The organism is Rhodococcus sp. WMMA185 (genome assembly GCF_001767395.1).
In the GTDB taxonomy this organism is placed as follows: Bacteria; Actinomycetota; Actinomycetes; order Mycobacteriales; family Mycobacteriaceae; genus Rhodococcus_F.
Window position 1 is genome coordinate 2,931,758 of record NZ_CP017014.1, and the last position, 24,111, is coordinate 2,955,868.

General features: G+C 62.8%; 23 protein-coding genes. 6 read left to right on the forward strand and 17 right to left on the reverse strand.

The window, feature by feature from the left end; translation table 11 throughout:
- Positions 1 to 230: 230 nt before the first annotated feature.
- The 7 genes from thiD to thiO form a co-directional block, all read right to left on the reverse strand.
- A complete protein-coding gene (thiD, locus tag BFN03_RS13215; protein WP_070379383.1) occupies positions 231 to 1,076 on the reverse strand; it encodes a bifunctional hydroxymethylpyrimidine kinase/phosphomethylpyrimidine kinase in 846 nt (281 codons plus the stop codon).
- A gap of 76 nt (positions 1,077 to 1,152) precedes the next feature.
- Positions 1,153 to 2,640 carry a M28 family peptidase gene (locus BFN03_RS13220; RefSeq protein WP_157109605.1) on the reverse strand — a complete coding sequence of 496 codons (1,488 nt, stop codon included), beginning with the start codon at positions 2,638 to 2,640 and terminating at the stop codon, positions 1,153 to 1,155.
- A gap of 70 nt (positions 2,641 to 2,710) precedes the next feature.
- Positions 2,711 to 3,505, reverse strand: coding sequence for an ABC transporter permease (locus tag BFN03_RS13225; RefSeq protein WP_070379385.1), 795 nt, complete (start codon positions 3,503 to 3,505; stop codon positions 2,711 to 2,713).
- Positions 3,505 to 4,446 (reverse strand): ABC transporter ATP-binding protein, encoded by a 942-nt coding sequence (locus BFN03_RS13230; protein ID WP_070379386.1) that lies wholly within the window; start codon positions 4,444 to 4,446, stop codon positions 3,505 to 3,507. Before BFN03_RS13230 ends, BFN03_RS13225 begins: the two co-directional genes overlap by 1 nt.
- 105 nt (positions 4,447 to 4,551) lie before the next feature.
- Positions 4,552 to 5,319 (reverse strand): thiazole synthase, encoded by a 768-nt coding sequence (locus BFN03_RS13235; protein WP_070379387.1) that lies wholly within the window; start codon positions 5,317 to 5,319, stop codon positions 4,552 to 4,554.
- Positions 5,312 to 5,533: a sulfur carrier protein ThiS gene (thiS, locus tag BFN03_RS13240; protein ID WP_070379388.1), complete on the reverse strand. Its 222-nt coding sequence runs from the start codon at positions 5,531 to 5,533 to the stop codon at positions 5,312 to 5,314. The genes BFN03_RS13235 and thiS overlap by 8 nt, the downstream gene beginning before the upstream one ends.
- A 13-nt stretch (positions 5,534 to 5,546) precedes the next feature.
- On the reverse strand, positions 5,547 to 6,635 hold the full coding sequence (thiO, locus tag BFN03_RS13245) for a glycine oxidase ThiO (RefSeq protein ID WP_070380903.1): 1,089 nt from the start codon (positions 6,633 to 6,635) through the stop codon (positions 5,547 to 5,549).
- A 145-nt stretch (positions 6,636 to 6,780) separates the two neighbouring features.
- On the opposite strand from thiO, the gene thiE reads away from it, so the two are divergent.
- A complete protein-coding gene (gene thiE / locus BFN03_RS13250; RefSeq protein WP_070380904.1) occupies positions 6,781 to 7,470 on the forward strand; it encodes a thiamine phosphate synthase in 690 nt (229 codons plus the stop codon).
- Here thiE and BFN03_RS13255 read toward each other — a convergent pair whose 3' ends face one another.
- Positions 7,471 to 8,220 carry an NUDIX hydrolase gene (locus tag BFN03_RS13255; protein WP_070379389.1) on the reverse strand — a complete coding sequence of 250 codons (750 nt, stop codon included), beginning with the start codon at positions 8,218 to 8,220 and terminating at the stop codon, positions 7,471 to 7,473. It lies immediately after the preceding gene.
- Positions 8,221 to 8,386: 166 nt separating this feature from the next.
- Here BFN03_RS13255 and BFN03_RS13260 point away from each other — a divergent pair, with 166 nt between their 5' ends.
- From BFN03_RS13260 to BFN03_RS13270, 3 genes are read left to right on the forward strand one after another with little or no spacing between them, the layout of a single operon-like run.
- On the forward strand, positions 8,387 to 9,760 hold the full coding sequence (locus BFN03_RS13260) for a hypothetical protein (RefSeq protein WP_232320258.1): 1,374 nt from the start codon (positions 8,387 to 8,389) through the stop codon (positions 9,758 to 9,760).
- The gene (locus tag BFN03_RS13265) at positions 9,757 to 10,731 is read left to right on the forward strand and encodes a glutamate ABC transporter substrate-binding protein (RefSeq protein ID WP_084385619.1); all 975 of its coding nucleotides are present in this window, start codon (positions 9,757 to 9,759) and stop codon (positions 10,729 to 10,731) included. Before BFN03_RS13260 ends, BFN03_RS13265 begins: the two co-directional genes overlap by 4 nt.
- Before the next feature lie 10 nt (positions 10,732 to 10,741).
- Positions 10,742 to 13,051, forward strand: a complete 2,310-nt coding sequence (locus BFN03_RS13270; RefSeq protein ID WP_070379390.1) for a serine/threonine-protein kinase — start codon at positions 10,742 to 10,744, stop codon at positions 13,049 to 13,051.
- A gap of 72 nt (positions 13,052 to 13,123) precedes the next feature.
- Here BFN03_RS13270 and BFN03_RS13275 read toward each other — a convergent pair whose 3' ends face one another.
- The 4 genes from BFN03_RS13275 to BFN03_RS13290 form a co-directional block, all read right to left on the reverse strand.
- A complete protein-coding gene (locus BFN03_RS13275) occupies positions 13,124 to 13,357 on the reverse strand; it encodes a hypothetical protein (protein ID WP_198163270.1) in 234 nt (77 codons plus the stop codon).
- 90 nt (positions 13,358 to 13,447) lie between these two features.
- On the reverse strand, positions 13,448 to 13,660 hold the full coding sequence (locus tag BFN03_RS13280; protein WP_070379392.1) for a hypothetical protein: 213 nt from the start codon (positions 13,658 to 13,660) through the stop codon (positions 13,448 to 13,450).
- A 4-nt stretch (positions 13,661 to 13,664) separates the two neighbouring features.
- Entirely contained in the window at positions 13,665 to 15,212 is a 1,548-nt protein-coding gene (locus tag BFN03_RS13285) for an N-acetylmuramoyl-L-alanine amidase (RefSeq protein WP_070379393.1), read from the reverse strand.
- A 498-nt stretch (positions 15,213 to 15,710) separates the two neighbouring features.
- Positions 15,711 to 16,493, reverse strand: coding sequence for a hypothetical protein (locus BFN03_RS13290; protein WP_157109607.1), 783 nt, complete (start codon positions 16,491 to 16,493; stop codon positions 15,711 to 15,713).
- A gap of 432 nt (positions 16,494 to 16,925) precedes the next feature.
- On the opposite strand from BFN03_RS13290, the gene BFN03_RS13295 reads away from it, so the two are divergent.
- Positions 16,926 to 17,339 (forward strand): hypothetical protein, encoded by a 414-nt coding sequence (locus tag BFN03_RS13295; protein WP_070379395.1) that lies wholly within the window; start codon positions 16,926 to 16,928, stop codon positions 17,337 to 17,339.
- 70 nt (positions 17,340 to 17,409) lie between these two features.
- On the opposite strand, the gene BFN03_RS13300 is transcribed toward BFN03_RS13295, so the two are convergent.
- Both BFN03_RS13300 and pta read right to left on the reverse strand, forming a co-directional pair.
- Positions 17,410 to 18,633 (reverse strand): acetate kinase, encoded by a 1,224-nt coding sequence (locus BFN03_RS13300; RefSeq protein ID WP_070379396.1) that lies wholly within the window; start codon positions 18,631 to 18,633, stop codon positions 17,410 to 17,412.
- On the reverse strand, positions 18,630 to 20,738 hold the full coding sequence (gene pta, locus BFN03_RS13305; protein ID WP_070379397.1) for a phosphate acetyltransferase: 2,109 nt from the start codon (positions 20,736 to 20,738) through the stop codon (positions 18,630 to 18,632). The genes BFN03_RS13300 and pta overlap by 4 nt, the downstream gene beginning before the upstream one ends.
- A gap of 69 nt (positions 20,739 to 20,807) precedes the next feature.
- Between pta and BFN03_RS13310 the strand changes: the two genes are divergently transcribed.
- Complete coding sequence (locus tag BFN03_RS13310; RefSeq protein ID WP_070379398.1) at positions 20,808 to 21,317, forward strand: nitroreductase/quinone reductase family protein; 510 nt, start codon at positions 20,808 to 20,810, stop codon at positions 21,315 to 21,317.
- A gap of 803 nt (positions 21,318 to 22,120) precedes the next feature.
- Here BFN03_RS13310 and BFN03_RS13315 read toward each other — a convergent pair.
- The 3 genes from BFN03_RS13315 to BFN03_RS13330 form a co-directional block, all read right to left on the reverse strand.
- Positions 22,121 to 22,402 carry a hypothetical protein gene (locus tag BFN03_RS13315; RefSeq protein ID WP_070379399.1) on the reverse strand — a complete coding sequence of 94 codons (282 nt, stop codon included), beginning with the start codon at positions 22,400 to 22,402 and terminating at the stop codon, positions 22,121 to 22,123.
- Positions 22,399 to 22,566 (reverse strand): hypothetical protein, encoded by a 168-nt coding sequence (locus tag BFN03_RS13320; RefSeq protein ID WP_157109608.1) that lies wholly within the window; start codon positions 22,564 to 22,566, stop codon positions 22,399 to 22,401. The genes BFN03_RS13315 and BFN03_RS13320 overlap by 4 nt, the downstream gene beginning before the upstream one ends.
- A gap of 347 nt (positions 22,567 to 22,913) precedes the next feature.
- Entirely contained in the window at positions 22,914 to 23,990 is a 1,077-nt protein-coding gene (locus tag BFN03_RS13330) for a hypothetical protein (protein ID WP_157109609.1), read from the reverse strand.
- Positions 23,991 to 24,111: the final 121 nt, after the last annotated feature.

The window sequence follows — 24,111 nt, forward strand, 5'->3', positions numbered from 1 at the left end:
GCGACCCACCCTTTATACCGATGCCCCTCGGCCCTGTCTCACTTTCTCTCGAATGAACTGTCACAGAGATGGCGGACGGTTATGTTGAACGGCTACACCTGCTGGCGATCCATAGCCGCCGCAGCGTCAAAAGTGGCCGATCCGCCACAGCGTCAAAAGTGGCCGATCCGCCACAGCGTCAAAAGTGGCCGATCCGCCACAGCGTCAAGAGTGGCCGAGCCGCCACAGCGTCAAGAGTGGCTGAGCCGCCACAGCGGGGACACGGGACCATGCCCGGCGCCCAGACCGTAGGACGCTTCCAGACATTTGGTGACCCATTCCTTGCCGAACGCCACCGCGTCGGGAACCGACCACCCGTGAGCCAGGGCGCTTGCGATCGCCGCGGCGAAGCTGTCACCGGCGCCGTGATCGTTGCCGGTGTCGAATCGCGGACTTGTGAACTCGACGAAGCTGTCGCCGTCGAACAGTAGGTCGGTGCTCGACGAGGAGGTACGAAGATGACCACCCTTCACGATCGACCACTGCGCTCCGAGTCCATGGAGGGCCTCGGCCGCCTGGCGTGCGGTGGCGTCGTCTACGACGTCTATGCCTGTGATGAGGCGGACCTCGTCAAGGTTCGGTGTCACTACCGTAGCGATCGGAATGAGCGTGTTTCGCACCGCATCGAGCGCCTCTGCGTGCAAGAGCGGATCTCCGTGCATCGACGCGCACACGGGGTCGACCACGAGCGGAACCGGTTGATCATGGCCGATTCCGACCTCAGCACATACGCCCGCGACGGCTTCGATGATCGCCGTCGAAGCCAGCATACCCGTCTTCGCGGCGCCGACCCCGATGTCGTCGACCACGCAACGCACCTGTGCTGCCACCGTTTCCGGGGGAATCTCATGAAATCCACTGACGCCCACCGAGTTTTGCACCGTCACCGCCGCGACCGCGACGCATGCGTGGACGCCGCACAACGCCATCGTCCGCGAGTCCGCTTGTATCCCGGCACCACCACCCGAATCGGTTCCGGCGATGGTGAGGACACGAACTGGGGTCTGGCCGTTTGGGCTCAGGGGCAATAGTTTCACGACTAGGAACCCTACCGATTCGCGATGGTGCCTGATACGCCGGAATTACACACGTCGAGCCCGTAAAGGCCTGGCATCACCGGCCGGCACGCGCGTTCACCCGATCCTCTCCGGTAGGCACACCGTTCGGTCCGGCGAGCGAATCTGCATACACCCCGACCGCATAGGCGACGGCGGTAGCATTCTTTGCCAGAACGAGCGGGTCGACGTTGTCGATCGTGTCGCTCGGGCCGTGGTAGTTCGGGTCGAACGGCGCGTGCGGTCTCCCGCCCCACTTCTGGACCTGCGCGTCGGTTTTCAGCTGCTCGGCGCCGCTGAACACGCCACCTGTCGGAATCCCGCGGTCGAAGAAGGGGGCGTAGTCGGATCTGCCGTCGAATGCGGCGCCCTCGACGGCGGTGCCCCCGCCCTCGAGGAATTGGATGAACGTCCGCTCGATGCCCGCGGAGCCCTCGGGGCCGGGACCACCCCCGAGCCGGTCGGAGTCGTCACCGTCGTAGGCCAGGAATGCTGCGTTCTCCGAACCGAGCATGTCGAAGTTCATGTACAGCGCGATGTCGTTGCGTTCAGCGTCGCTGAGACCGTTCACATAGGCCTTCGAGCCGATCAAACCCTGCTCCTCGGCACCCCAAAACGCGAATCGCACGGCATTCGTGATTTCGGGTGAGCCACCCAACTGGACGGCCGTCTCGAGGATCGCGGACACGCCGCTTCCGTTGTCGTTCATGCCGGGACTGTCCGGGACGCTGTCGAGGTGGGCGCCGACCATCACGACGTCGTCGGTCGCCCCGGTCTTGGTCTGGGCGATGACGTTACGCTCCGTGCCCGACTCGGTGGCGGTGTCCAGTGTCAGCGTCACGTCACCCCCAGCCTGCTCCAACGCGGCGCCGTCCGCCGTGCTCACTCCACCGGTCGGGATCCTTCCCGCCCCCGGATCACCGAGAGTTGCGTCGTCGAGGGGGCCTTCCTCATTGTTGACGACAATTACAGCAGCGGCGCCTCGATCGGCAGCAACCTGCTGCTTGTCCGCGAATGTACATACACCACGGTCCACCAGAACGACTGCCCCGGTGAGGTCGAGGCCGTCATAGTCCGTGGCCTCACATCCGGGACTCTCGTCCTTCGTCGCAGAAACCAAGCGGCCGACGACCCCTTCTGGTCCGGTCGACGGCGAATAGTTCAGCGCATGCACCTCGAAGTCGAGGCCGTCCGACGTCAAGTCCGCGGCATTCACGTGGAACTTCTGGAACTCGAACTCCGGGGTCTGTACATCGAAGCCGCTGTCTTCGAGAATTCCCGCCACGTAGTCGACGCTGGCGGCGTAGCCGGAGGTTCCCGAGGCTCGGTTGCCGTCGTTTTCGTCGGCGATCCTCTGCAGTTCCTCTAAATGCCTCATCACACCGTCCTGGGTGACCGAGGCGGCAAGAGCGCTTGCGTCGAGCGGAGGCGCACCGGATTGCGTCTCCGTGTCGAGCGGAGGTGCACCGGATTGCGTCTCCGTAGTACACCCTGCCAGGACAAGTGCAGCGGCCACCCCAACCGCCAAAACTGCCGTTTGCCGCATGGTCGGAAGCCTAGCCGAGAATTCGCTCGATAGCCGGGGCGCGCAAGCTTCGCCCCGGCTATCAGGCGTTTCAGGCGTCGCGCTTGTTCACGACCACCAGACTGGCGCCGAAGATCACCAGCACCACGACCGCGAAGTAGGCGAGGCTGCCCCAGGGACCCCAATGGAAGTCGATACCCTGCGATGATCCCAAGAAGTTGTTGGCGTTGAAGAACGGCAGGAAGGGCATGACCTTCTCCCCGAAAGAGCCGAACAGAAAGAACAGGCTCTCGATCAGCAACGGCCACAGCAGTAGCAGCGCTATTGCGCCGGCCGACTGGCGCAGCAGCGCGCCGACGCCGACCGCAAGCACGACACACAGGAACGCGTAGATCGGCACCCCGTAGATCGTCCGCAACGCGGCACCATCCGACAGTGAGAGGCCAGCTCCCGCCTCCGCCCCCGCGGTCGCCTTGGCGGTGGCGTAGGCGCCAAAGGTCAGAACGAAAGTCAGCACGGCACCGAACACTCCGATCAGACCGGCCTTCGCGATGAGCACAGATGCCCTGTTCGGCATGGCCTGGAATGTGGTGCGGATGACCCCGAACCGGTATTCGCTGGTCACCGTTAGGGCTGCCAGAATCATGAGGACGGACACACCGAACCCGGAAACCCCGATGACGGCATCGGGCAATTGCAGGAGGACGGGTTCGAAGACCGGTTCCTCACCCGCAGCGATCTGGTTGTTGACGGAATCGAAGCCGGACCTCGAGACCCACCCCATGAGTGCCGCGAGGCCAAGACCCAGCACGACGATGATTGCCGTGCACCACCACGGCGAACGCGTCGAGGTGATCTTGATTCGTTCGGCATTGAGAACAGCCATTAGTGAGCACCTTTCGTGGATTCGTCAACGCTCTCGGCGTGGTACTGCACATCGTCGCCGGTCAGCTTCATGAATGCCTCCTCGAGCGATCCACGCTGAGATGCCAACTCGTGCAGGACAATGCCCTCCGCGCCGGCAACAGCTCCGACCACCTCGGTGGACGAATTCACGACCAGGAGAGCCTGCTCTCCGCCTGATCCATCCTCGCGGACGGTAAGCCCCTTGGAGGTCAGGGCGCTGCGCAACGCATCCAGCTGCGGACTTCGCACCCGGACGGTTGCTTCCGAGGACTTGCTGACGAACTCCGACACCGTGGTGTCGGCGATCAGACGTCCTCGCCCGATCACCACCAGATGTTCTGCGGTCAAGGCCATTTCGGAGAGAAGGTGACTCGAGACCAGAACGGTGCGCCCCTCAGCCGCGAGGCGCTGCATGAAGTTGCGGACCCAATGGATACCCTCCGGGTCGAGACCATTGACCGGTTCGTCGAACAGCAGCACCTTGGGGTCGCCGAGCAGTGTGGCGGCCAAGCCGAGGCGCTGGGACATGCCGAGGGAGAATCCGCCCGCCTTCTTCCGGGCCACCTCGCTGAGGCCGACGAGGTGCAGCACCTCGTCGACCCTGCTCTTGGGCAGAGAGTTGGATGCGGCCATCCACTGTAGGTGGGCGCGAGCAGAGCGGTTGGGGTGCACCCATTTCGCGTCGAGCAGTGCCCCTACCGTCCTCAGCGGCTGGACCAGTTCGCCGTACGGTTTGCCGTCGATCAAGGCGGTTCCCGCAGTTGGCCGATCCAGGCCGAGGATCATGCGCATCGTCGTCGATTTTCCTGCACCGTTCGGGCCCAGGAAACCGGTGACCATTCCCGGCTTCACCGTGAACGACAGATTGTCTACTGCCTTCGTCTCACCGAAGGTCTTCGTCAGTCCCTTCACTTCAATCATGGTGAAAGCATGCCGGAACCGCCGGGCGGCGCGAATCGCCCCCCGGTCTACATTTGATTCGTCCCCAGGTACCGGTCGCACCCCGATCCGACCCCGGCGCGGCCCCTAGGACGACGCTTGTGCCCAGAACCGTTTGGGAATTCGCCCGGCGTGACGCGCCTGGTATCCGGCAGCCACCGCCCCACGCATCGCCGATGCCATGAGTACCGGATCCTTCGCCCGGGTCACCGCCGTAGCCAACAGAACGGCGTCGCAGCCGAGTTCCATGGCAAGAGTGGCGTCGCTGGCCGTTCCGATGCCGGCATCGAGGATCACCGGCACACCTGCGCGCTCGACGATCATCTCGATGTTGTGCGGGTTCGCGATACCCAACCCGGTGCCGATCGGGGAACCCAGCGGCATCACGGCCGCACACCCAACCTCCTCGAGCCTACGGGCCAGCACCGGATCATCGGTGGTGTAGGGCAGGACAACGAAGCCGTCGTCAACTAATTGTTCTGCAGCACTGACCAACTCGATGGAGTCTGGCATCAGGGTGCGCTCGTCGGCGATGACTTCGAGCTTCACCCAGTCGGTCTCGAGAGCTTCCCGAGCGAGCTGCGCCGTAAGCACAGCCTCAGCCGCCCCCCGGCAGCCCGCGGTGTTGGGAAGCGGTGCGATGCCGAGGCGGCGCAGAAGATCCAGCACGCCGGTGCCACCGGATACGTCCACGCGGCGAATCGCGACCGTGGTCAACTCGGTGCCTGACGCGACGAGAGCCTCCTCGAGAACTGTCAGGTTCGCGGCGCCACCGGTGCCCATGATCAATCGTGAATCGAATTTGCGGTCCGCGATCTCGAGCCCACCCGGCGCAGTGAGTGCCGCGTCAACCACCCTGTACCGCCGTGACGATCTCGATCTCCCAACCCCGAATCACCGTCTCATCCCATCGGGCACGTGGAAACACTTCGCCGTTGACCGCCACTGCGATGCCCTTGGTTGGCATGTTCAACGTTCCCAGCAACTCGGCGATGGTCAACGGTTCCATCAACTCACGGTCTTCACCGTTGACGCTGATCCCGATCGGCACCACTATTTGCTCACCCATCCCTACCTCTATCTCACGACTTCCTCGAAATGTCCGGCATAGACGCTTTCTCGAAACGCCTTACGTCGGCGGCCTCGGCCTCCACGACTGCCGAACCCTCCAGCAGTGCCATCGTCGCATCAGCGGTGATTGGCGCCAGGAGAATTCCACCTCGGCCGTGCCCGGTTGCCACCACGACACGATCGGACACCCGGCCGATCAGAGGCAAATTGTCCGGGGTCATCGGGCGTAGACCTGCAGAAACCTCATGCAGTTCGTACTCACCAACCGCCGGCATCAACGCTTCGGCATCCGCGATCAGGTCGCGCACGCCTGCGAGTGTCACCTGGGTGTCGTTGCCCGACTCGTATTGGGTGGCACCCACCACGATGCCGTCGGCGCGGGGCACCAGATACACGGGACGGCCGTGCACACTACCGCGAATGGTGCGCCCGGGCGCCGGCGTCACTCCAGGTCGCGAGCGTAGCCGCAGAATCTCGCCTTTCACCGGGCGTACCGGGAGTCCGGGCCACAGCGACGGTGAGGCGGTGCCGGCAGCGACGACGATCTGGTCGGCGTCGAGCTCCTCGAGGCTCTGCACGGCGCGCGGGATGTACTCCACTCCCGCGGCCACCGAACATTGCCGCAACGCATGCAGCAGAAGCCGGTTGTCGACAGCCATCTCGTGGACGGCCAATAGTCCCAGCCGAACGCCACGGGCAAGCATCGGCTCCAGTTCACGAACCTCGGTGCGGCTGAGGATCTGCAGATCCCGGCCTTGTGCAACCACCCACTCGGCGATCGTCCGCAAGTCCTGCGCATCGGCGCCGTCCAGCGCGACGGTGAGCGAACTATCCGACGTGAACAGCTCGACACCGGCACCGACCTCGAGCTCCTTGCCGAATTCGGGCCACCGATCGAGCGAAGCGCTCCCGACTTCGAGAGCACGCTCCTCCCCCGGCCAACCTTCGGACAGGGGGGAGATCATTCCGCCTGCCGCCCAGGATGCGCCAGATCCGATCGACGGATCATAGAGACGAACGGACCAGCCACTCCTGGCTGCCCGCCATGCGATCGACAGACCAATCACGCCGCCACCGACGACGGACACCGATCTCGACACGAAATCCCACCTCCACTTCCTGCGCCGGCGTGATCCGGGTCAGGTATGACGGCCGGGTTCGGCGTGACCCCCTCTCAGCCCCACGTTCCTCGGGACTCCCGTGCTGCACTATCAGCGTAGAGGCTACCGTCATGCCGTGACCACCATGCCTCACGCCAACTACGCAGCCCGCCGCCATCGCCTCGAAACGGCGCGCTTGTACCTGTGCACCGACGCTCGACGCGAAAAGGGCGACCTGGCGCAGTTTGCCGATGCCGCGCTGTCCGGTGGCGTCGACATCATCCAACTCCGCGACAAAGGGTCTGCCGGGGAGAAGAAGTTCGGTCCCTTGGAGGCCCGCGACGAACTGAACGCGCTGTCGGTTCTGGCGGCTGCCGCGAGGCGCCACGGCGCACTGCTTGCCGTCAACGACCGCGCCGACATCGCGCTGACCGCTGGGGCAGACGTACTCCACCTCGGCCAGACTGATCTTCCTGTCCCACAAGCGCGGACGGTGGTTGGTTCCGACACCCTCATCGGCCGCTCCACCCACAACCGTGCGCAGGCGAGCCTCGCGGCCATCGAAGAAGGCGTCGACTACTTCTGCACGGGACCGGTGTGGGCCACGCCCACCAAGCCCGGGCGTAGTGCTGCCGGCATCGAATTGGTTCGCTCGACGGCCGATTCGCAGCCGAATCGTCCCTGGTTCGCGATCGGGGGCATCGACGAATCCCGGGTTCCGCAGGTCCTCGCGGCGGGCGCCACTCGCATCGTCGTCGTGCGGGCCATCACCGATGCCGCCGACCCGCAGGCGGCCGCGCGCACGCTCTCAGGGCTATTGCGACAGAACGGGTAGCTACAGCCAGTCCAGCACCATGGACGGTGGAAGAGTCACGACCGTCGACGGTAACCGATCTATCACCGCGGGATCGGTGGTCACGACAGCGGTCACCACGCCCACAGTGGTGCCATGTCCGGTGGAGCTGGCGAAACGGCCTGTCAACGTCGGCGCATCGAGTATCTCGACGCTCCGCAGCCACCCGCACGTGTCGTTGGGCAGGTGAACCGTGCGTGGCAACGTCGTCGACAATCGAGTCAGATGTGCGTGCTCCGCCGGCAGAACCTTCTGGTCCAGCAACAACAGCACTTCGGTGGTCCGAAGCCGCGGCCAACCCGCTTCGAAGCCGGGATGCAGCGGCAGACCCGTGACGTCGGCCTCTCGAACCCACCGCAACTCCACGCTCTCCCGGTTCGCGACTGTGGGGATCGGACGCTCGGTGTCGGCAATCACCGTGGTATAACTCCAACCGCTCGCCGCCTTGGTCGTAAGAATCTCGGCGCGGACACGGATCTCCGCGATCTCGATACCTGCTTCCTCATGCGCCTCGCGCACCGCGGCGTGGGCGGTGGTCTCGTGACTGTCCCTGGCTCCGCCCGGCAACGCCCACGTTCCGCCCTGGTGACTCCACAATGCGCGGTGTTGCAGCAACACGGCGGGTGTTTGGTCTACGAGGGGCGCACGCAACAACAAACCGGCAGCACCGAACTTGCCCCAATGACGACTGCCGTCCGGTCCGGTTATCCAACCGTCACCATCACCACGCATCGACTACCCCTGTCCGACCCGATGAGCACCTTCGGTTCCCTCACACTATCGGTTCGTCCCGGCACAACCCGCAGGCAATCGAACGACGGGCCGGTCCGGTCCGGATAGCGCCGGACGACAGGTTTCCCTTATATGCTCGCCACAAGCAGAGAAACACTCTCGGGAGGTGATCGACGTGGTTCTGCGCAGGGCTCCGTCGATCGAACCACAAGGAAGCTACGCATCGTCCGGCGCCGCTGAGGATGACGTCAAACCCGTGGTGACGCCGCGCAAGGAACTACGCGCATTCCTCGCCTCCACTCCCGGCAGGCTCACCGTTCTCGGCATCGTCCTCTTGGCCCTCACCCTGACCGCGGGTTTCGTGGCCACATCTGTTGTCAACTCCAGCGAGGCCACCCTCGAAACCATGTTGGCCGAGACAGAACCTCTCGCTTACTCGACGCGGAGCCTGTACACCTCCCTATCGGTGGCGGACGCCGCGGCGACGACGGCGTTCATCTCCGGAGGCCTCGAACCTCCCGAACTCCAGGACAGGTACGAGGAGGCTATGGCTACAGCCTCCTCCGACCTCGTGTTCGCATCGACCGGCGGGCCTGGCCTGCGCGACGACAACAGCAGAATGCTACTGTCCTCGATCTCCACCGATCTCAGCGTCTATTCCGGCATCATTGCAACCGCGCGGGCCAACAATCGAGCCGGGAACCCGGTCGGGGCCTCATATCTCAGCGAAGCTTCGACGGTGATGCAGAACCGAATTCTGCCGATGGCCAGACAGTTGCTCGCCCAACAGGAAACCCGCATCGCGGATATTCAGCGGAACTACTCGCGACCACCCTGGCTTGCACTGACCCTGGTCACTTTGGCCCTCGTGGCGCTGGTATTCGCCAATATCGTGATCGCCAGAATGAGCAGGCGCAGGTTCAACCCCGGTTTGATCCTTGCGTCAGCGTGTACGGCGATCCTCCTGGTATGGATGCTCGTGGCCGGGGTGACCTCCTCCCTCGACACCAGACGTGCCCTGAACGAGGGCGCCCGGCCACTGCACGAGTTGACGTCAGGGCGCATTTTGGCCCAACAGGCACGCACACAGGAGATGCTCAAGCTGGCCCGCCGTGATTCCGGCGGCGACTACGACGAGATCTTCGACGAGAAGTCGAGGCAGTTCGGCGATCTACTGTCCAACTACCCGGGCGACGGCAGTATGCGGGTCGGCCAAGATGAGGTGGCGGATGCGCAGGAGGCGTGGACCCGCTGGTTGTCCGCGCACGAGCGAATGAACGCCATCCTCGGCATCGGCGATTTCGACTCGGCGGCGATGGTTGCGATCGGCCCCGGACCAGACGATTCCGCGGCCGCGTTCACCGAGATCAACGAGGCTCTCGACAACGGAATCGAGACAGCCCGCAACCATCTGCGGTCGAACGTCGCATCCGCGGCAGACGTACTGACCGCGCTCGGTCCCGTCTCGCTCGTCCTGACGCTGGTCGGCTCCGGAGGAATTATCATCGGGTTGTGGCCCCGGTTGAGGGAATACCAGTGAAACGGCCGCGGATCGCGGTCGCACTGACTGCGCTCACCCTGCTCATCGCCGGGTGTGCGGAGGTGAGTCCGGACTACAACGGATCGAACCCCACCTACGTCCAAAAACCGCTCCCCGCCGGCGCCACCGAGATCCCCGGAAGATCCGAGCCGCCACCACAGCCCCCCGAGAAGGAGTGTGGAGACCCCACCGCCAGCCTGCGGCCCTTTGCCGACTCCACTGCAGCCAACACACCTACCGTCGACGCGATCCGTGCGAGGGGACGTCTGATCGTCGGACTCGATACCGGTCGCAACCTCATGAGTTTTCTCGATCCCACCACCGGCGAAATCGAGGGCTTCGACGTCGACATCGCTCGTGAGATCTCGCGAGATCTGTTCGGCGATCCGGGCCGCATCGAACTCCGCATCGTCATGGCCGAAGACCGCGAACAGGCTCTCGAGAACTCGATGGTCGACGTCGTGGTGAACACGATGACCATCACGTGCGAACGACGGGAGCAGATCGAGTTCTCCAGCGAGTACCTGCACGCCCACCAGCGAATTCTCACCGTGAGGGGTTCGCCGATCCACAGCGTCGGCGACCTGGACGGAAAACGTGTCTGCGTCGTACCCGGCACGACCTCGATGAAGCGATTGCAGCAGCTCGTCCCCGGCGCGAACATCCTGTCGGTCCCGATGTGGTCGGATTGCCTCGTGGTGCTGCAGCAGCGACAGGTCGACGCGATCAGTACCGATGACGCGATCCTGGCCGGTCTCACAGCTCAGGACCCGTACCTCGACATTGTCGGCGACAGCATGGGCCTGGAGCCGTACGGGATCGGCATTGCTCAAGAGAACAAGGACCTCGTACGTTTCGTCAACGGCACGCTCGAGCGCATTCGCCGTGACGGGACCTGGGCCAAGATCCACACCCAGTGGCTACCGATGCTGGAGCCGACCACGCCTCCACCCGCCACGTATCGAGACTGAGGGGAGAGAAGTGCCACAGCATTCGGGAGACCCGGAATCCGAAGAGGGGCCTGCCACCCGAGCCGCGGTCCCGGAATTCGACGAGGGGCCTGCCACCCAGGCCACGGTCGCGGACTCCGACGAAGCGCCCGCCACGCAGGCCGCAGAGACGACCCTGCCGTCCGGGAGAGCGGGAACCGGCCGATCGGTGCGCTCGGCGCGTACCCGTTCGGGCCAGCGTCTGCGTCTCGGCGGGGGTCTTGTCGAAATCCCGGTGGTGACGACACTCGATCCGGCCTCGGCAGTGATGACCGATCCCAAGGTTCCCGACACTAAACGCTTCTGCTGGAAATGTAATCGTCCCGTCGGCCGCAAGAGCGACATCTCTGAAGGATCAGAATTCGGCCAGTGCGCCTCGTGTGGAACTACTTTCGACTTCAGGCCACTATTGCGCCCAGGTGATCTGGTGGGTGGGCAATACGAGGTGCAGGGCTGTATCGCACACGGCGGTCTCGGGTGGATCTACCTCGCGATCGATCGCAACGTGAGCGACAGGTGGGTGGTCCTCAAGGGTCTGCTGCACTCTGGCGACACCGAGGCCCGGGCGGTTGCAGTGGCCGAACGCCAGTTCCTCGCCGAAGTGGGCAATCCGAGCATCGTGAAGATATTCAACTTCGTGGAGCATCCTGGACTGGACGGCACACCGATCGGCTACATCGTCATGGAGTACGTCAGTGGGCATTCACTACGTGACGTCCTGTCGACACATTCCCGCCCAGACCGCATCCCGATCGAACAGGCCATCGCGTACGTGCTCGAGATCCTTCCCGCGCTGCAGTACCTGCATTCGATCGGCCTTGCCTTCAACGACCTCAAGCCGGACAACGTTATGGTTACCGAGGATTCGATTAAGTTGATCGACCTCGGTGCGGTCTCCAGCCTCGAAGCCTACGGCCACATCTACGGCACTCCCGGGTATCAAGCCCCGGAGATTCTGAAGACCGGTCCGACGATTGCATCCGATATCTACACGGTCGGGCGTGCACTCGCGGTGCTGACCCTCGATATGCCTTCCGACAAGGGCCGGTATGCCGACGGGATCCCATCTCCCGAACAAGCGCCGCTCCTCGCCGAGTACGAGTCCTTCCACCTCCTGCTGTTGCGCGCCACCAACCCCGATTGGACTCAGCGTTTCGCGTCGGCCGACGAAATGGCAGACCAGCTCACGGGTGTGTTACGAGAGACGCTTGCCCAGCAGACCGGAGAGGAACATCCTGGGATTTCCCGTATGTTCAGCAGAGTGAGAACAGCTTTCGGCACCAACGAGGCAGTCGAACAGACCGACGTGTATGTGGACGGTATCGCACGAGACAGCAATATGGACCGCAAGTCCGTGGCCCACGCGCTGCCGGTGCCACTGATCGACCCGACGGATCCGAATGCTCAACTTCTCGCCACCACCGTGCACAGCGAGCCGCAGTTGACGCTGGATTCCATTCAGAGCGCGCGGGAGAGAGGGGCCGGCGGCGAGATGAACGAAGCCTTCTCCCGCGAGCTCACTCTTGCCGAGATCAAGGCGAACCTCGACCTCGACGACACCGCGGTCGCAATCGACCTTCTCCACACCTTGGAGGAAGATATCGGCAGCAACTGGCGCGTCGACTGGTACGCCGGGCTCACGCACCTCGCTGATGGCGCGTTCGAGGCAGCATTCGGCCACTTCGAGTCCGTATTGCAGGCGTTCCCTGGCGAATTTGCACCTAAACTCGCCCTCGCCGCCACTGCCGAACTGATCCTGCAAGAGGAAGAAATTTCCGCCCAATCAAGGTGGCGGACGCTCGCGCAGAAGTACTACCAGGCCATATGTCGCACCGACCACAGTATTGTCAGTGCCGCGTTCGGGTTGGCACGGCAACTCACCGAGCGAGGAGATTCTGCGGGTGCTCTTGCAGCCCTCGACCAGGTTCCCCCCATGTCCCGGCGTTTCAACATGTCCCTGATGACGAGTGCTCTCATGCTGCTGTCCGGCAAGCCGATCGACGAACTCGAGGAGGCCTCGATCAGAGAGGCTGCCGCCCGAATCGAGTCGCTTGCACCCGAGGTGAGCCGCGGACTCCAGATGCGGACCCTCGTACTGGGAACCGCGCTCGACTGGGTCCGTTCGGGCCATACCTCTACTGCGGAAGACAAACCGATCCTCGGTGTGAAGTTCACCGAGCGAGGATTGCGTGCAGGCACAGAGGCCGGCCTGAGAGCATTGGCTCGAAACGCCACCGAGCGCGCTCATCGATACACGTTGGTAGACACTGCCAACGCTATTCGGCCGAAGAGTTTGCTCTGATCTCCCACCCGAAACCGAACACAGGCCCCATGCAACCCGGCCAGTAGACCGAGCAGAAAGGGGCCTGTGCGCTCAGATCCAGAACAATTCTGGTGGTGGTTCCACTTCGATTCCCTGGCGTTCCAATTCCGAAAGCACCCCCCTATCCCAAATCTCGTGAGCACGTTGCGATTTTCGTACACTGATCACATCCTGCTCGAGTTCGTCCACGCGCTTGTAGACCTGTTCCACCTGCCTTATCGCCGTCTCTGACAACACGGCGACACCATCGATCCGCGTCCGCTTGCGGGTCACCAGCGCTTTCACTGCGACGCTCCCGGCACTACCTGTGGCCAACAGCAGCACAGCTGACAGAATCACTTCCCAGTTCATTTGGGTCCCTCCAGCCGCCTTGGCTCACGAGGCCGGCGTGACCCGCGCCCGCGTCAGCTCACCTGCTCCGACACCCAGCAGCATGGTAGCGATCGTGAGCAGCGCTTCGGACATGTCCGCATCGAGCTTTCCAGCGGCCACCCGACCGCCCAGCAGAATGCCCAGCAACGCCACCACGGCAACTCGCACCGGTTCCTTCGCAATGATGTTCCCGAGGAAATTCTTGAGGATGTTCATCTTCCTAGTTCCCTTCTCTCGGACCCAGCGGTGTTGCCGGATCGACCCACTCAACTTCCACGTAGGTATCCGTCACCGCACCAAGAGATCTCATCGCTTGATGCGACACATCAACCACGCGGTACTTCGGGCCCGTGGGCACAGCCCACGCGCCCGGGCCCCAGTCCGCCGGGCGAACGACCACGGCGCGTCCATTGGCGGGATTGGCCACCAGAAGACGTCGATCTGGCAAGTACGCTTTCAGTGCGAGGTCCGAGGTACCGGCAACCGGTTTCACCCACAGCTTGTTCGCAGGATGGGGCTCAACCTGGCAGTAGTTGAACCGCATGGCGCAGTACCACGGATCGGTCGGGTCATCGGCCGGCTCGCCGGAGATTCCCATCTTCCTACCTCGGGTGCTCCGATCGTCGGGACCACCGAAATAGCTTATTCCGCCGCGCATTCCATCAACGGGTGTCAGTCTTCGTTCTCGAGCTGACGGAATGTACTTCTGCACTCGTTCACTCGAGGGGACATCGTCACCGTCAACCGACAGAACGGCAATCGTTTCCTCCGGCGCCCAGTAGATACGCCCGTTCTCGAACTGCTGATACGCACCTGAATCGACGGAGATTTCGTTTGACGTGGGCCAGCCCAATGGCCCGTCCTCGAATCCCGTACGTCGCCACCGTTCGCCGATCAGACCTGTGACGTAGAAGCCTGGGTTGCCGGCCTTCCGATACAGCGTTCCCCGCTCGAATGACTGAACCAGTCCTTCGGCCAGCACGGTGTGGTCGCCCACCGGGTATCCGAGGGGGCCTGTTTCCCATCCCAATTTGGCGTACGTATCGAACAGTTCCAACGGGATCGGGTGTGCACCGTATTCCGGTGTCCAATAAATGTAGCCGTGCTCATACTCGACGTAGCGCCCACGGCCATCTGGTGTGGACAGCTCGATCGCCTCGGTAATCTTGTCGCCCAGCCATTCGGAAACGGCCCTCTTCTCAGCGATGGCATTGGGAACTGGCACGTTCACAGGATCCGCATTGTCTCGATAGTGCGCTATCCACGCAGAGAACACATCCCACGGAAAGTGTGGACCAACGTCGGTATGGGTTCCGATCCGCAAACCCATAGTGATCCCGTAGTGGTCGGTTGCGCCGGACATACCTCGGGAGATTTGATCCCAATCGATGGTGTACAGGTTGTCGAACCCGTATTTGCGGCCGTCCTGCACGAAGATCCGTGCCGCCTCCTGAATGGCGTTGCCGAATTTCGTGAGCCATTCGTCGCGGCCCATTCTCGCGAATGAACCCGCGAAACAGAAATTCACCGAGTACGGATTTGCGTCGAGCACCGACCACGAAGCTCGGTCCGTATCTACGACGTCGACGTTCGTGAAGTTGTCACACGAATAGTGGTACGACACCCGACTGCTCCGCCGTTGCAGGTACCTTGCCAGGCTGTAGGCGTCGCCCCCGCCCTCCTGAGTGTGCAGGACGAACAACCGGATCCGCGCACCGTGCCGGCTGCTGTGATTCGGTGAGATACCGGTCTGATCCACTTCAATCATCGCTCCGCCTCCCTCGAGTTCTGACAAATTCCCATCGATCCTTGCGTGACCGACTCCGCCGCGCTCGCAAACACTTTCTTCCAATCCCGGAAAGACCAGATCGGCAAGCTGCACATCCGGTACGACACCTCACGGGTCCCGTAACCGCAGGACCGATCTCCAGGACATCACCTGTGAACATGGTCGAAAGATCGCTGACTACAGTTGGATCTCATTGGGCTCCCCCTCTGTTCTCGGCCCCGGGCCGAATAGCTCCCGTGTGCGCGCAGCCGCGAGCGTCAGCGAGTTCCAGGGCGGCCGGCTCGAGTTGAGCCCAATCGTCAGCCGGTACTGTGATGCCGCGCTGCGCCCATAGCCACCAGGAGGTCGCCTATTCGAGCGCCGGCGATCCCCGATTCACACGGAGACCCGGCTGGTATGTTTCCCGCTGCGCCACCTGACACACGCGGGCCGTCGAATGCTGCAGTATCTACCGAACGTACTGGCGCATATATCCGATCAACTCGTCTTTCCGCTGAAGAATGGATCCTGCTGACTCGCGGGTTCGCGTTTCTTTTCTCTGGTTTGCGCAGTCCTTCGCAACATTGCACCCTCGCCGGTCCGTTCCGAGGTGCTCGATTCCTGTCGAGCGGACACGACACCCGTTCGTAGCAGCCTGAGCGCATCGATCAGATTCTGAATCTGGCCCGCGAGCCGCGCAGCATCGATTTCGTACAACCTGACGTCAGTCACCGCACCGGTGAGTTTCTCGATGCCCTTCGTGGTCCGGTACACCTCGCCGAGCGCAGCGTGAAACGGATTGGCAGATACCCGTCGCGTGGTTTCGTCTGGCTTCTCCATCGGCCGCGTACTCGTATTGCTCTCCTCTGCAGCATGATCCGAGTTCGGCTTGTTGGTGGGCTTTACGCCGCTGTCGTAGTACTTCTGCCAGTCCGCCTCGTCCTCGTCGGGCAGCGATACTTCCTCACCGGCCACGATTCCACCGCTCACCACTCCGTCCACACGCGCCGCCTCCCATGCATGCCAATACTGCGACACGGTTTGGCGCTTGCGAAGCCCGAAGATGCGCAGAGCTGCAAATTCCGAGAAGGTGAGGCGCTGCGGATGTCCGTTATCGGACAGGCGAGTCGACGCGTGCTGATTGCGGCCAGGGGCACACCATGCGTAGACCATCGCCGCCCGCGACCACTGGCCCTTCTCGATGGCGCGCCCGATCTGGTTCCCCTGCGTCACGAGTTGGTTCTTCGTGGTGGGCACTTTGAAGGTCAATGAAGTGTTCATCGTTCCATCCCCTGTTTCCGCGGCCGCACGTGTGGCTGACATGCGCGCCCTGTGCAAGCAATGAGTGTTTCCCCTGTGACCCATGGTGCTGATGTGGTCAAAATCACTTCGTGTACATACTGTGCACCGCGCCCAACTTGCGGTAAAGAGCTACCGGATTACGGGATCATCACAACCGTCTTCGGTTGTGAACTGCCAGGTCAGGCCCCATAAGCCAGGATTTTTGTATACCTTCGGCCGTGTTTGTCCAAAAACAAACCCGAGGGGCAAGACGACCGGGGAGAAACAGACCCCAACATCGAGCACGCCGCCGCCTCGCAGCCGTTTCTACGGGCGCCGACCGCATAGTCAACAGACGTTGACATATCGCCCGGCGCTGTGCGAGCATAGTCAACAGATGTTGACTCATTGTGCGATCCCCGGAGGTCCGCCATGACCGTCAAGGTGCTGCAAACCGGCCTCGACCCAGACCTGATCGATTTCACCTCAACGGATTTCGCGCGGTTCGAAGGCGTGACCCGAGACTCACTGCGCAAGGCCAACGACGACAATGTCGCCGCTCTGCGGGCGGCTGGATTCGAGGTCGACAACATCCTCATCGACTTCGGTGAGACGGCCATCGACGTGATCCGTGACGCCGTCACCACCACTCGCTACGATGCCGTGCTGATCGGAGCGGGTATACGGATGGTAGCGAGGAACACATTGCTGTTCGAGTCGTTGATCAACCTCATTCATGCCGAACTACCCTCGGCGCGTTTCATTTTCAACTATGCCCCGCAACCGACACCGGATGACATCTACCGCTGGTTCAGCTCTTCCCGAGCCACCGAACCCAAGAAGTGATCAGACGCAACACCCGAGATACGTTGCCGGTACGAGCGAATCGACCAACACTCCGACCGTCGACTTGCCGTCAATCCTGCGCAGTTGCGTATCCCCCGACCAACTCAGCTGCGGCCCGGGCGATTGCCAGTTCCTCGTCCGTAGGCACGACCAGCACCTGCACAGCGGAGCTGTCTGACGAAATACGCCTTGCCACAGTCGAAGTAGAACTATTACGTTCGTCATCCACGACAATCCCCAGTCGCCCCAGCCCAGCGAGGCTGTCGCGTCTTACGTCCGGGTTGTTCTCGCCAACCCCTGCGGTGAACGTAATCACATCGACGCCGCCGAGTTCGACGAGGTACGCACCGACATACTTGCGCAAGCGGTGAATGTACACGTCATACGCCAACTTCGCAGACTCGTCTCCCTCGCCGACGAGCGTCAAGAGTGTCCGAAAGTCGTTGACCCCAGCCAAACCCTTCACCCCGGAGTTCCGGTTCAGGAGGTCGTCGATCTGTTCGATGCTCAGCCCCGCGCTCTGGTGTAGATGCAGAACGACTCCGGGATCGATATCGCCACACCTCGTCCCCATGACCAGCCCTTCGAGCGGTGTGAGCCCCATGCTGGTATCGATCGCCCGGCCACCGCGGATCGCTGATGCCGACGCGCCGTTGCCCAGATGGAGCACGATCTGGTTCAGGTCGTTCAGATCCTTGCCGAGGAACTCGGCCGCCCGTGCCGACACGTATTGATGCGAAGTGCCGTGGAAGCCGTACCGCCGAATTCCGTTTTCCTTCGCTACCTTCCGATCAATGGCGTAGGTGGCTGCTTCAGCGGGGAGAGTGTGAAAGAACGCCGTGTCGAATACACCCACGTGAGGAATGTCCGGCAACGCTGCCCTCGCCACCTCGATACCGATCACATTGGCAGGGTTGTGGAGTGGAGCGAGGGACGAGAGGTTTGAAATAGACTGCACCACGGCATCGTCGATGATCGTGGGTTTGTAGAAGACATCGCCGCCATGGACGAGCCTGTGCCCGACCGCGATGATCCCCGCCTTACGCAGATCAAGTCCGGTCTCGGCGATGATGTTCGCAGCCATCGTAAGACCTGCGCGGTGGTCGGGAATAGCGACATACCGTTCCTCTACGCCACCGCCATGGTGGTACACGATGCGGCCGTGCGGTTCGCCGATTCGCTCGATGAGACCGGTTGCCGACGATTCACCGCTCTCGGGATGGATCAACTGGAACTTGATGGACGACGATCCCGAATTGAGGACCAGTACCGAACCTGCGGTGGCTTCGTTCACTTGTCCGCTCCCTGCGCCTGGATCGCGGTGATGGCCACAGTGTTGACGATATCTTCGACCAGTGCCCCACGTGATAGATCGTTGACCGGTTTGCCGAGTCCCTGCAACACCGGGCCCACCGCGACAGCGCCCGCGCTTCGCTGCACCGCCTTATAGGTGCTGTTGCCGGTATTGAGGTCGGGGAAGACGAAGACTGTCGCTTTCCCTGCCACCTGCGAGCCCGGCATCTTCTTGTCCGCGACGCTCTGCTCGATGGCTGCGTCATACTGAATAGGGCCCTCCACCAGAAGATCTGGGCGCCGCTTTCGGACCAACTCGGTAGCCGAGCGCACCTTGTCGACGTCCGCGCCGGCACCCGAATCGCCGGTAGAATACGACAGCATCGCGATTCGGGGTTCGATATCGAACTGCGCCGATGTCTGCGCCGAGGAGATCGCGATGTCGGCCAGTTGCTCGGCGGTGGGGTCGGGCACGACCGCGCAGTCACCGTAGACGAGAACCCTGTCGGACAGGCACATCAGGAACACGCTCGATACGGTGGATACACCGGGCACAGTCTTGATGATTTCGAACGACGGCCGTATGGTGTGTGCGGTCGTGTGCGCCGCTCCCGACACCATGCCATCCGCAATTCCCAAGTGCACCATCATGGTTCCGAAGTACGAGATGTCGGCCATCACCTCTCGGGCCCGTTCGACGGTCATACCCTTGTGGGCACGCAGCCGCGCGTATTCCGCGGCGAACGGTCCGATGTGTTCCGATGTCCGGGGGTCGACAACCTGCGTATCACCGAGTTCGACGCCGAGTTCCGCTGCGCGGCGTCGCACATAGACCTCGTCGCCGAGGAGCGTCAACCGCGCCACCTGCCGTTGCAGCAGTCTGCCCGCTGCTCGGAGAATGCGGTCGTCATCGCCCTCCGGAAGGACGATGTGCTTGCGCTCCGCGCGCGCCCTGGCGATCAGTTGGTATTCGAACATCTGCGGAGTCACGACCGACGGGATAGGAAGTTTCAGTCGCTCGAGTAGCGTCGGCGCGTCCACCTGTCGTTCCATGACGCTGAGCGCGGTGTCGACCTTGCGCTGTGAGCCGATCGCCATCCGGCCGCGAGTCTGTGCCGCAATGCTGGCGGCCTCGAAGGTGTCCAACTCAGTGGTGAGGATCGGCAACCGCGGATCGAGACCGGCCAAGAGATCGGTGATGGCAGGGTGGGGGGTCAGACCACCATTCATGATGATGCCGGAAAGCGACGGAAACCCTTCGGCCTCATGCGCATTGACCATTGCCAGGAGAACGTCGGAGCGGTCGGCGGGTGCTATGACCACCACCCCCTCGGTCAGCCGCTCGAGAATATGTTCGGCAGTCATGCCGCCAACCATCGTTCCGAGCGCCTCCCGGTGAAGCAATTCGGGATCACCGCTGAACAGGGTGCCGCCGAGTGCGCCGAGGAGTTCCGCCATCGTCGGCGCGACCAGCAGTGGAATCTCGGGCAGGCTCCACGCCGGTACGCCGGTGGAGGACAGCGCCGCGGTGACGGCGTCGAGCTCGTCGGGATCGCAGCGATTGGCGACCACGGCCAGCAGGTGCGCGTGGTGTGCGGCCAGTTCGCCGATGCAGAGCTTCGCGAGCTGAGCCACCTCCTCAGGGGTGCGCCGCGCACCCCGTACCGCCAGCAGCACCGGTGCGCCGAGGTTGACGGCAATTCTGGCGTTGAAGCCGAGCTCGCTCGGGCTGGCTACATCGGTGTAGTCGCTCCCGATCACGACGACTGCGTCGCACTGCTCCGCCACCTCGTGGTACCGGGCGACAATCTCCCTGAGCGCACCCGCGGGGTCTGCATGGACGTGCTCGTAGGTGACGCCGAGGGACTGTTCGTAGTCGATATCCGCCGTCGTGTGTTCGAGCAGCACTTCGAGGATGTAGTCGGGCTCTTCCGTCGATCGAGCGATGGGCCGGAAGACCCCTACCCTGGCCGCCGATGCGCACAGCATGTGCAGAACGCCCAGAGCGATCGTGGACTTGCCGGTATCCCCCTCGGGCGAGGCGATGTAGACACTCCTGGGCTGAGCACGTGCGGGCGGATTCACTGGTGACGATATCGCAGCCATAAGCACAGCGTATCCGGCGGCACATGCGGGAATGATTGACACTATCCGGGACCGGCGGTGTGATGAGTCATGGCCGACTCACCATTCCCCGATGTCCGCTGGGGCAGCGAGAGCAGCATCCTCCGCGAACCCCTCACTGCATTCGCCTCCACCCGCCCCGGCTCGTGGGTGATCAAGACACTCACCCCACTGGACCGATTCCTGCTCGAACGCACGGGCGGCCGTTTCACGATCCTCGGCCCCGTCGCCGCTCCCGTTGTGTTGCTCACGACCACGGGGCGAAAGTCCGGAGCGCCCCGGACGACGCCCCTGTTGTATCACCGCGAAGGCGAGCAGATCTTCGTGGTAGGCAGCAACTTCGGGCAGGAACAGCACCCCGCGTGGACCAGCAATCTCCTCGCCGATCCGCACGCCATCGTCGCCATCGGAGGCACGATGATCCCGGTCACCGCAACTCTCCTCGAAGAACCCGAGCGTACCCGCATCTACCAGGCCTTCGAGCGATACCTGCGGGTGTACGGCGTCTACGAACATCGAACAGACCGTGAGATTCGGGTCTTCGCGCTCACGGCAGAGTGACAAGTGGGCTGGCAGAGTCGTCGAGCTATGGAGTCAATCGCTTCGCCAGAGATGGTCTCCGTACCCCCGGGGGGCAGGTGCCGCTGCCCGATAGCCGAACTCGTCCGAGCTGGGGTGCCGATGTAGACGCCTTCGAGATCGCCGTCGATCCCGCAACGCAAGGCGAATACGCGGACGTCACCCGGTGAGTGGCTCGCCGCAGTCCGCGGGACGCGACTGCCGGTTGAGAATTGCGATCTGGTTCTGTAACAGCGTCTACGAATCTCTGACACTCTCCGCCACCGACACGGCAGGGGTGCAGAGATACCTGTTTCACGGCTACCGTCCGCGCCTTGCGACGCTGCTGGTGTGACCGTGTCCCACACCGACGCTTCGGGTTCAGGAGCATGCGTGTTCGAGGTCACCCCCGCCGGGGTGTGGTGGGTGGGGTGGGTGGGGCGGACGCGGCGGCCGAGGTGGTATCGGCCCATGTTTTCGAGGTGGTGGGTTTTCTCCTGGGTTGGCCCTGACTCCTGGCCTTGGGCACGACAACAACCCGCACCGGCTCATCCGGTACAGGTAGGTGCAGGGTGTGAGAAAGCTCGCCGGGCAGTTGGATTGGCGGGCTTTGATTTTCCGAAAGTTGTGGCGCTGGTGAACTATGCCAGGTATGGAACGTAGTTCGGGGAAGCTTGGCCCGCGGTCCGCTAGTGCCCGTAAACCGTGGTGTTCAGCCGCCCACCCCGATTGGAGTGGGTCGAAGGCGGGCAAGCATGTTCCCATGTCGCCGACAAGACCGGACTTTCGTTGTGCCTGCGTGACGCTTAGTAAACGACGCCCGGGGTCGAGGACCTGCGTGCGGCGGGAGATTGCGGTCGGTCGCCGGCAAATTCCGGGCTGGGGATCAGATAGAGCGCAGCACGGTACAGCGCGAGCTCGTCGGGAACCCCTTGTTGCCACGGGCCGGTCGGTGTGATCGGAAACCCGAAGTCGGGATCTTTGAGGATGAAGGTTGTTTCATCGTCGGCAACCCAGCCCTCGCCGTCGGTGTGATTGAGCCAGCGCTCCGAGTCGATATCACGGTCGTATACCGTCCAGGTGCTCATCGCAGTGTCAGTGCCCCCAACGTGAACACTTCGACGGTGTGGTCGCCCTCGTCTTGCGCGCCGTACCGCTCCGTGTACGGGTCTGCCCAGCGATCTCGATACGAGAACTCGCCTGGCTGCTCCACCGGGTCTATATCGATTCGCTGTTCAAGTTCACCGTTCACAGTTGCCCAACGTCGTACCAGTGTGTGTTCGAGTTCGGTAAGGCCAGGTACCGACATCTCCATAGATCGGTTCAACTGTGTTTCGATTCCTCCTCGCGTAGGTGTGTGATCTGTGGGTCGGTGGCGAATACTTGCCTTACTTCGCGGTGGATGACCCGGCCGACATCGAGCACGGTATCGAGGTGCGCTTCAAGTTCTCTCGTGGGCAGCAGGTTCCCCATGCGGTCATGGAGGTACGACGATTCCGTGAGCACGCCGATCCGGAAGGTGTCGAAATGCCATGGGGTACCGCCCGCTCCTCGGCAACACCGTATATCGAACCCATCGCTAGATGCGGGTCTTTGCGCTCACGGCTGCCTGACGTGCGAACCGGGTGACACATTCCGAGCGATAGGTTTCGGGGCCGGCTCAGCTGCCACCAGGAAGTGGTGGGTCCGAGCCAACGATGACACGATCTCCTCCACTGCGGACTGCGCCGCCCTGAGATCGTCCGACAGGTTCAGCGTATGGTCCGCCGCCATCGACGAGAACTCCGCGCCAACAAACAACGCGGACATCTCGGTGTCAAGCTCGAGGTACCTGCTGATCTGGTCGAGCTGCTCCAGGTAACCGTCGAACCGGTGCAGGTCCTCGAGGTACAGCTTCAGGGCGGCGACCCGCTTCCTCAACGCCGTCTCCGAGAGGGCGAAAACCTGCTGGTGCTGCTGGTAAGCACTCCACGTCGGCGCCGACCTGGCCGGTTCCGGGCCGACCTTCTGCTTCAGCACATGCAGCTTCAGCACCTCGGCGATGACCTGACAGGTCTCTTGGGTCAGGTTCAAGCGCACACGGTGAACGTCGAGGTACCCGCTGTGCCACGACTTACTGGCCTGGATCTGGATGACGATCTCGTGCTGGTGCAAGATCAGATCCAGCTCGTTGGCGGCGAACCGGATCTGCGCGGTGCCGGACGAAGGAGATCGACTCTGTATCACATCCAAATTCAGCGTCGGCCGAGCCTTCTCGTTATGCTGCAGCGCCTCCAAACGCTGCCGCCACGTCTGGCGTGATATCCAGAACATTCCCCCGAAAAGCGATCCAAAGAGTAGGGCCAAACCGGATCCGGCTACCGGCCCCGACGAGAACACGCAGGCGGTGAATACGGAGCTCAGGATGATCCAGACTGCGTGCTTCCGCATCCATTGCGCGGAAGACAAGGCGTGCGGGACCGGACGGAGCGGCCGGTACACGGAGATGGCGTGCAGGACACCGTTGACCAGGTTCCGTCGATTGTGATCCGCCTGGAACGAATCACGGAACGTGCTCCCCCAGCCCCGATCCAGCTCCTGCTCGATCCGGCTCATTCTCGCCGCCTGCTCCGTCTGCGCCTGTCTCCATGGGACGGATACCGGCAAACCCGACATCGAGGGGTCCTGCTCTGACATCACGGTCTCCCCCTCTGGCGTCATGCACGAACTCGACACGTTCTCGCCCCGTCCCGTACAGTCCGCCGAATCCCGACATTCGACTTCAGGCGGTACTATACCCGGCCCAGTGATCGGCATT